Raw genomic sequence first — 8,998 nt, 5'->3', positions numbered from 1 at the left:
ATTTATAGCCGTTAGCTGAGAGAACTGTCGATGCGCAGCGCACGCCTGCTGCTGTACTGCCGAGTTCGGTAAAGTAATCCCCATGCGCTTGTCCAAGACCCTTTCGCCCTCGTTCGACAGCCCGATCCTTCCCGACGTTCTGCGCCCCGGCCTGCGGCTGGTGTTTTGCGGCACCGCCGCCGGCAAGCGATCGGCCCAGGAAGGGGCCTACTACGCCCACCCGGGCAACATGTTCTGGCGCGCGCTGTTCCAGTCCGGGCTGACACCGCGGCTGCTCGCCCCCCAAGAATTCCCGCTCCTGCCCGAATTCGGCCTCGGCCTGACCGACCTGGCCAAGCGTCACGTGGGCAACGACGACGAACTGCCGCAAGACGCCTTCGATGTGCCCGGACTGCTGGCGAAGCTCGAACAATACGCACCGGACATGCTCGCCTTCACCAGCAAGCACGCTGCGCGGGCGGTGCTCGGTGCCGGAATCGGCTACGGATTGCAGCATCGTGCATTCGGCACCACCGCGGTGTTCGTGCTGCCGTCCCCCTCCGGGCAGGCGCGCGGACATTGGGATCTGGCGCCGTGGGTCACGCTGGCTGCACATGCATCGCGGACACTTGGCCAGCCATGACATGCGAATCATCCACACTCGGTCCTGCAGGCGTTTGCCTATTCCGCGCACGCCGCAACGCGGCACCGCAAATAGGTGCGGAAATCGGCATTGCCTTCGGCCTATGGTTGCCGTCATGAAAATTGTCTAGGCTGCTATCTTCCCGGCAACCTCTCAGAGTCAGCCGCGCAAACGGACGTCCGTTTTGCGTGGCTGATGGAAAGCATCGGTTATGTGGATCGTCAAAATCGCGCTTGAGCGACCGCTCACCTTCATCGTTCTGGCGTTGCTGCTGCTGATCCTTGGGCCTCTGGCGGTACTGCGCACACCGGTGGATATCTTTCCGAATATCGATATCCCGGTCGTTTCGGTGGTGTGGAATTACACCGGCCTGCCCGCCGAAGACATGAATAACCGCATCATCACCGGTTACGAGCGCGCGCTGACCACCACCGTCAACGATATCGAACATACCGAGACGCAATCGCTCAATGGCGTCGGCTTGGTGAAGGTGTATTTCCAGCCCAACGTGAAGATCGACATGGCCGTGGCGCAGGTCACCGCCATTTCGCAGACCGTGCTGCGCTCGATGCCACAGGGCACCAATCCACCGCTGATCCTGGTGTACAACGCCTCCACCGTGCCGGTGCTGCAGTTTGCGCTGTCGTCGAAAGAACTCTCGGAAACCACCATTTTCGACGACGCCAACCAGATCGTACGCACCTTCATTACCTCCGTACGCGGCGCAGCCACGCCCTACCCTTACGGCGGCAGACAGCGTCAGGTGCAGGTGGATCTCAACCCGCAGGCATTGCTGGCGCATGGCTTGTCTCCCAGCGACGTGGTGGCGGCGATCGGCGCCCAGAATCTGATCCTGCCCTCGGGCACCGAAAAGATCGGCGAGACCGAGTACAGCGTGAAGTTGAACGGCAGCCCACAACAGATCGATGAGCTGAACAACGCGCCGATCCGTACCGTCAACGGCGTCACCACCTATATTCGCGATGTAGCGCACGTGCACGATGGCTCGCCACCGCAAACCAATATCGTGCGCGTGAACGGCCAGCGCGCGGTGTTGATGTCGATCCTGAAAATCGGCGACGCGTCGACGCTGGATATCGTGGACAGCTTGAACGGCATGCTGCCGGCGATTCGTGCGGCCATTCCACAGAATCTGGAGATCCATTCGCTTTCCGATCAGTCGCTGTTCGTGCGCGCGGCCATTTCCGGCGTGATCCGCGAAGGCGTGATTGCCGCCGGGCTGACCGGTTTGATGATCCTGCTGTTTTTGGGCTCGTGGCGCTCGACCCTGATCATTGCGATCTCGATTCCGTTGTCGATTCTGGCTTCGATCATTGCGCTGTCGGCCTTGGGTCAGACCATCAACATCATGACGCTGGGCGGCCTGGCGCTGGCGGTGGGCATTCTGGTCGACGATGCCACGGTGACGATCGAGAACATCAACTCGCACCTGGAAGAAGGCAAGGAGGTCTACGACGCGATCATGGAGGGCGCGCACCAGATCGCGGTGCCGGCGTTCGTGTCGACCTTGTCGATCTGCATCGTGTTCGTGCCGATCTTCTTCCTGGGCGGCGTGGCGAAGTACCTGTTCGCACCGCTGGCCGAGGCGGTGGTGTTCGCCATGCTGGCGTCGTACGTGCTGTCGCGAACGCTGGTACCGACGCTGTCGTTGTTCTGGCTGAAGAAGCATGTGCATGACAAGCAGGTAACCGGTCCCATGAGTCGTTTCCAGCTGGCCTTCGAGCGCCGCTTCGAGCGGCTGCGCGAAGGCTACCGCGGTGCGCTGGAAACCACGGAGCGGCATCGCGGATTGTTCGCCATCCTCTTCTTTGCCAGCTGCGCGTTATCCGTCGGCTTGCTGGTGCCATGGCTCGGCCGCGATTTCTTTCCGTACGTGGACGGCGGGCAGATCAAGCTGCATTTCCGTGCGCCGGTCGGCCTGCGCATCGAGGAAACGGCAAGGCTTGCCGACGGCATCGAAGGCGTGATCCGCGACACGATCCCGCAGCAGGAGCTCGACAGCATCGTCGACACGCTGGGCATTCCTTACAGCGGCATCAATCTTTCCTATAGCAATACCGGCGTAGTGGGCACCTCCGACGGCGACATTTTCGTGACCCTCAATGAGGACCACCGCCCCACCATCGATTACGTGCGCCGCCTGCGGCATGAGTTGGCGCAGAAATATCCTGGCGTGATCTTTTCGTTCCTGCCGGCGGACATGGTCGGGCAGATTCTCAACTTCGGCGCGCCCGCGCCGATCGACGTGGAGGTGTCCAGCCACAATGCCGCGGCGGCGACGAAGGTCGCCAAGGAACTGTATGGCGATCTGCTGACCATTCCCGGCCTGGTCGATCTGCGCATCCAGCAGGCGCTGAACCTGCCGCAGATCGACGTGAACGTGGATCGCACGCGCGCCAGCCTGGTCGGCCTGACCACCCAAGACGTGGCGAGCAATCTGCTGACCGCGCTGGCAGGCTCGTCGCAGGTCAGCCCTACGTTCTGGGTCGACCCGAAAACCGGTATCAGCTACACCATCGCCACGCAGATGCCGCAGTACCGGATCGACACCTTGCAGGCGCTGAAAAATCTGCCGATCCGCAGCATCAGCAGCGAAGCGGCAAGCAGCAGTTCGTCAGGTGGCCCGACTGTCAGCCAGACCTTGCAGAACCTGGCCTCGTTCTCACGCAGCGAGGCGCCGGCAATCGTCACCCATTACAGCACGCGGCCCACCATGGATCTGTATGCCTCGGTGGATCGCACCGACCTGGGCAGCGTGGCCAGCGACGTGCAGCGCGTCGTGGCCAAACACGCCCAGCATTTGCCGCGCGACGTGAACATCGAGGTACGCGGCCAGGTGCAAACCATGCAGTCCTCCTACAAGGGTTTGCTCGGCGGCCTGCTGTTTGCGATCGTGCTGGTCTATCTGCTGATCGTGGTGAATTTCCAAAGCTGGCTCGACCCGCTGATCATCATCGCCGCCTTGCCCGCCGCGCTGGCCGGCCTGGTGTGGATGCTGTTCCTCACCGGCACACCGCTGTCGGTACCGGCGCTGATGGGCGCGATCATGTGCATGGGCGTGGCCACCGCCAACTCGATCCTGGTGATCAGCTTTGCGCGCGAGCGGCTGGCGCATCATGACGATCCAGTGCAGGCGGCGATCGAGGCAGGCTTCCAGCGTTTCCGCCCGGTGTTGATGACGGCGCTGGCGATGATCATCGGCATGGTGCCGATGGCGCTGGGCATGGGTGAAGGCGGCGAGCAGAACGCGCCACTGGGCCGCGCCGTGATCGGCGGCCTGTTGCTGGCGACCGCAGCCACCTTGTTCTTCGTCCCCACTTTCTTCAGCTTGATGCATCGCAGCCACAAGGCCGGCCGTGATGCAGCCGCCGCGTGAGAACACGACTATGTCCAGTGCAAATGTTTCGCATCGTCCCGGCCGGCCTTCGCATGGCGCGCGGCTCGTGCTCATCGCGCTCGGTGTCGCACTGGTGGTGCTGGGCGCTCTCGGCATCGCCAAGCGCGTGCAGGCACGCCATGAGCTGACCGAGGATACCGACCGCAACGCCATCGCTACGGTGGCCACAATTACGCCCAAGGCCTCGCCCAGGGATCAGAGCCTGAGCTTGCCCGGCACCGTCGCGTCCTGGCAGGACGCGCAGGTGTATGCACGCACCACCGGCTACGTGGCCAAGTGGTACGTGGATATCGGCGCCAAGGTGAAGAAGGGCCAGCGCCTGGCCGACCTGGACACGCCGGACGTCGACAACCAGCTGCTGCAAGGCAAAGCGCAGATGCGTACCGATCAGGCCAATGAGGCGTTCGCCAAACTGACCGCCGACCGCTACCAGAAACTGGCCACGCAAGGCTTGATCGCGCAGCAGACCGCCGACCAGTACATGGCGCAATACAAGGCCGATGTCGCGACTGTGCAGGCGGATGCGGCCAACGTGGCCCGCCTGCAGAATCTACAAGACTTCAAACACATCGACGCGCCCTATGACGGCATCGTCACGCAGCGCAATCTCAACCTCGGCGCACTGGTGGATGCAGGCGCCAGCGGCAGCAATCTGTTCGTGATTGCCGACACCAGCACGTTGCGCGTGTTCGTGGATGTGCCGGAAACCTATGCCGCCAGCGTGCACGTCGGCATGCCCGCCAACGTCAGCCTCAATACCTACGGCGCCAAGCCGATCACCGGCACGGTGGCGCGCACGGCCGATGCGCTGGATCCGAACACGCGTACGCTGCGTACGGAAATCGACGTAGCCAACGCCGAACAGCGACTGGTACCTGGCGTGTACGCCAATGTGACGTTGCAGGTATCCACGGCCACGCGCAATTACATCGTCCCCGCGAACGTGCTGCTGTTCCGCGCCGAAGGTTTGCGCGTAGCGCTGGTCGACGGCCAGGAGCACGTTCATCTGCAGCCGGTGACGCTGGGGCGTGATTTCGGCAATACCGTGGAAATCACCGAAGGGCTCACCGATGGCGACCGTGTCGTGCTGAGTCCGCCGGATTCGCTGTACGAAGGCCAGCAGGTGAAGCTTGCCGAGCCGAACAAGGCACAAAAGCCGGGCTTGCCGCCTAATTGATAGGAGTATGCCGATACGTCGCCACATCGCGCTCGTGCACCGCTGGGGCTCGGTTCGACCAGGCATGCCGGATATAGGTCACCACCGCCGCCACATCGGCGTCGCTTAATTGCTGCGCATACGGCGGCATGGAATATGGGCGCGGATTGCCGGCAGTCACCGGGGGAAAGCCGCCCAGCAAGACCGCGCGCGTCGCGTTGATACCGGTGGGTTCCACTACCGATACATTGCCGTCCAGCGGCGGATAAATGCCCGGCACGCCTTCGCCGTTTTTGCCATGGCAATCGGCACAACGCTTGGCATATACGGCATTGCCGCGGTCGATGAGCGACTGGTTGTCGAAGCTCGCATGCACAGGCGCCGGTGGCATGCGCGCGGGCAGCGAAAGCAGGTAGTCGGCGATGGCTTGCAGATCGTCGTCGTGCAGGTATTGCGTGCTGCTGGCGATCACGTCCGCCATAGGTCCCACGGCGGCGCCTTTCGCTGATTGGCCGGCCTTCAGCACATCGACGATGTCCTGCTTGCTCCAGCCATGCAGGCCACCGTTGGCGTGCGTGCTGAGATCCGGCGCATACCAGTCCTGTTCGGGAATCTGCCCACCCGACAAGGCTGCGCGGCTTTCCAGGCCACCCCATGCATCGCGCTGGCCATGGCATTCGTTGCAATGCCCAAGGCCCTCGACCAGATACGCACCGCGATTCCAGGACGCCGACTGCGAAGGCTGCGCCTGGTAGACGCCTGGCTTGAAATACATGGCGCGCCAGATCGTGAGCACGCTCCGCATGTTGTAGGGAAAACGCAGCCCCGACGCCGCATTCGCCTGGCGTACTGCGGGCAAGGAACGAAGGTAGGCAAAGATCGCGATGGCGTCGTCGCGCGTGACCTTGGTGAACGAGGTGTACGAAAACGCTGGATAAAGCAGCTCGCCCTGGCGCCCTATGCCCTCGTGCAAGGCGCGCCAGAAATCATTGAAATGCCAGTTGCCGATGCCGGTGGTCCGATCGGGTGTGAGATTGGGCGCGGAGATCGTGCCGAACGGTGTAGGCAGCATGCGTCCGCCGGCAAACGCCTGACTGCCACGCGCGGTATGACAGGAAGCGCAATCGCCTGCTGTAACCAAATAACGGCCTCTGGCGATCACGCCAGGCTCCGTCAGCATGGCAGCGATGGCCGGATCTTCCTGGGAAGTCGGCTGCGCTCGATGGTGCTGTGACAGCCACCACCCACCGCCCAACGCGATCACCAGCAGCACGATGAACATCCGTAGCCGGCGCTGCGGCTTCATGCGCCACCTCGCGGTGCTTGCAGCACACCGCAACGCAAGGGCGGCGTGATGGAACCGGCGGCTTGCGGATGCGTATCGGCCGGCACGTGCTGGCTCGCCAACCAGGCCGATACGGCGGTGATGTCGGCAGGCGCGAGGCGATTGGCAATCTGCGCCATGCAATCGGGCGCTGCGGACGCGCGCGTACCGGTACGCCACGAACCCAGCTGCGAACTGATGTAGTCGTACGGCAAGCCGACCAACCCCGGTACGGAAGGCTCGGTGCCGGTGAGCTGCTTGCCGTGGCACGCCTGGCATGGGGGTATCTTGCGCGAGGGATCGCCGGTGGTAATCAGTTGCTCGCCGCGCTGCAAGGTCGATGGTGCCAGCGGCGGTATTGGCTTGCGCTCGTATGGCACCTGCTGCGCAGCGAAATACGCGGCGATCTCGTGCATGTATGCGGGCGTGAGCAGCCGCACGGTGTATTCCATCGGCGCGTATTTGCGCAGCCCACGCTGGAAATTTTGCATCTGCAAGCTGAGGTAACCGGCAGGCTTGCCGGCCAGGCGCGGAAAGAAGCCACTGGCCGGCGAGCCCTCACCATGCACGCCATGGCAGGTGGTACACGCGGCGATGCGTTGCTGCAGCGTATCCGGCACCGAAGGCGAATCGGCATGCGCAAGCCCGCTGCACAGCAGCGCGGCGAATGGGATGATCCATCGCATTGACATCGATCGGCCCCTGGCACCCACGCCGAAAGTATAGGAGCAGCGCATACGCCATCCGTGACGCCTGCGGTTATGCTGCGGCATCACGCCACGCCCGGAGGTTGTCGCCATGCTTCGCCCATCGCTGTTGTGTGCCGCACTCACGCTTGCCGCTCTGCCCTTCGCGCCGGTTTTTGCCCAGGACACTGACGTGGCCTGGCAAAACGTGACCCAGCTGCAGCAGCGGATGGATGCCGGCAAGCTCACCAGCAAGGCGCTGGTGCAAGACGACATCGCGCGCATCCGCAAGCTCGATCAAGCCGGTCCCATGCTGCGCTCGGTACTGGAGTTGAATCCGGATGCCACCACAATCGCGGCGCGGCTCGATGCCACGCGCACGTCTTCGCATGGCCCGCTATATGGCATTCCAGTACTACTGAAGGACAACATCGATACTGGCGACCGCACGCTCACCACGGCCGGCTCGTTGGCGCTGATGGGTGCACCGGCGCTGCATGATGCCGCACTGGTAACGCGACTGCGCAAGGCTGGTGCAGTGATCCTGGGCAAGGCCAATTTGAGCGAGTGGGCGGACTTCCGCTCCAGTCATGCCAGCAGTGGATGGACCGGCCGGGGTGGGCAGACGCGTAATCCGTATGCGCTGGATCGCAATCCCTGCGGCTCGAGTTCGGGTTCCGCTGTTGCAGTTGCGGCGGGTCTGGTGCCGGTGGCAGTGGGTACGGAAACCGATGGTTCGATCATCTGCCCGGCGTCGATGAACGGTATCGTCGGTATCAAGCCGACCCTGGGTTTGGTCAGCCGCAGCGGCATCATCCCGATCAGCCACAACCAGGACACGGCCGGCCCGATGGCGCGCAACGTCACCGATGCGGCGATCTTGCTCACTGCGTTGGCTGGCAGCGATCCGCGCGATCCTGCCACGGCGGATGCGGATAAGCACGCCACCGATTACACACGCTTTCTCGACCCTGATGGTTTGCGCGGCAAGCGCATCGGCGTGGTGCGGCAACTGGCCGGCAACGAACCCAATGCTGATCGCGTGCTGGATGAAGCGATCGCGGCGATGAAGGCACAAGGAGCGATCATCATCGATCCCGTCACGCTACCGCATCTGGCTGAACTCAGCGATCCGGAAATGACCGTGATGCTGTATGACTTCAAGCACGACCTCAACGCGTATCTGGCCGGACGCACGGGACTCAAGGTGAAAACACTCGCCGACCTGATCGCCTTCGACAAACAGGAAGCGGCGCGCGAAATGCCCTGGTTCGGCCAGGACCTGTTCGAGCAAGCGCAAGCCAAGGGGCCATTGACCGACCAGGCTTATGTAGATGCCTTGACCAAGGCCAAGCAATTGTCCGGGCCACAAGGCATTGATGCGGCGCTGCAGGCGAATCATCTGGATGCCCTGCTATCGCCTTCGTGGGGGCCGGCTTATCTCACCGACCTGCTGCTGGGCGATCACATCGTCAGTGGCAATCCCACCATTGGCGGTGCGTCGCAGCCGGCGGCAGTGGCGGGTTATCCGTCGATGACGGTGCCGGCAGGCTGGGCGCATGGCTTGCCAGTCGGCATCGTGTTTTTCGGCGCCAAGTGGAGCGAACCGACGCTGATTTCGATCGCCTACGGCTTCGAGCAACATACGCATGCCTGGCAGCCGCCGACGTTTTTGCCGACGGTGGATGGCAATGCCTATGCGCCGGTGCCTGCACAGAGTCATTGAATACGCACCGACCTGGCCGAAAACGGCTCGCTACGGCCAGCCCCTTCACGTAACGTGGCGCCTCCC

General features: G+C 63.0%; 6 protein-coding genes. 4 read left to right on the top strand and 2 right to left on the bottom strand.

What is annotated here, in order from left to right:
* The first annotated feature begins 82 nt into the window (after nucleotides 1-82).
* The 3 genes from VMA74_RS05850 (at nucleotide 83) to VMA74_RS05840 (ending at nucleotide 5,217) form a co-directional block, all read left to right on the top strand.
* Nucleotides 83-622 (top strand): mismatch-specific DNA-glycosylase, encoded by a 540-nt coding sequence (locus VMA74_RS05850; protein WP_325365699.1) that lies wholly within the window; start codon nucleotides 83-85, stop codon nucleotides 620-622.
* 211 nt (nucleotides 623-833) lie between these two features.
* Nucleotides 834-4,019, top strand: a complete 3,186-nt coding sequence (locus VMA74_RS05845; RefSeq protein ID WP_325365698.1) for an efflux RND transporter permease subunit — start codon at nucleotides 834-836, stop codon at nucleotides 4,017-4,019.
* 10 nt (nucleotides 4,020-4,029) lie between these two features.
* Nucleotides 4,030-5,217, top strand: coding sequence for an efflux RND transporter periplasmic adaptor subunit (locus VMA74_RS05840; protein WP_325365697.1), 1,188 nt, complete (start codon nucleotides 4,030-4,032; stop codon nucleotides 5,215-5,217).
* On the opposite strand, the gene VMA74_RS05835 is transcribed toward VMA74_RS05840, so the two are convergent.
* Nucleotides 5,210-6,502 carry a c-type cytochrome gene (locus VMA74_RS05835; RefSeq protein WP_325365696.1) on the bottom strand — a complete coding sequence of 431 codons (1,293 nt, stop codon included), beginning with the start codon at nucleotides 6,500-6,502 and terminating at the stop codon, nucleotides 5,210-5,212. The two genes, VMA74_RS05840 and VMA74_RS05835, sit on opposite strands and share 8 nt — an antisense overlap.
* On the bottom strand, nucleotides 6,499-7,206 hold the full coding sequence (locus VMA74_RS05830) for a cytochrome c4 (RefSeq protein ID WP_325365725.1): 708 nt from the start codon (nucleotides 7,204-7,206) through the stop codon (nucleotides 6,499-6,501). The genes VMA74_RS05835 and VMA74_RS05830 overlap by 4 nt, the downstream gene beginning before the upstream one ends.
* Nucleotides 7,207-7,318: 112 nt before the next feature.
* On the opposite strand from VMA74_RS05830, the gene VMA74_RS05825 reads away from it, so the two are divergent.
* On the top strand, nucleotides 7,319-8,932 hold the full coding sequence (locus VMA74_RS05825) for an amidase (RefSeq protein WP_325365695.1): 1,614 nt from the start codon (nucleotides 7,319-7,321) through the stop codon (nucleotides 8,930-8,932).
* Nucleotides 8,933-8,998 lie beyond the last annotated feature (66 nt).

This window comes from Dyella sp. (assembly GCF_035508675.1).
In the GTDB taxonomy this organism is placed as follows: domain Bacteria; phylum Pseudomonadota; class Gammaproteobacteria; order Xanthomonadales; family Rhodanobacteraceae; genus Dyella_B.
The sequence above is the reverse complement of the archived record's forward strand: the minus strand, read 5'-3'. Positions and strand labels throughout refer to the sequence as shown.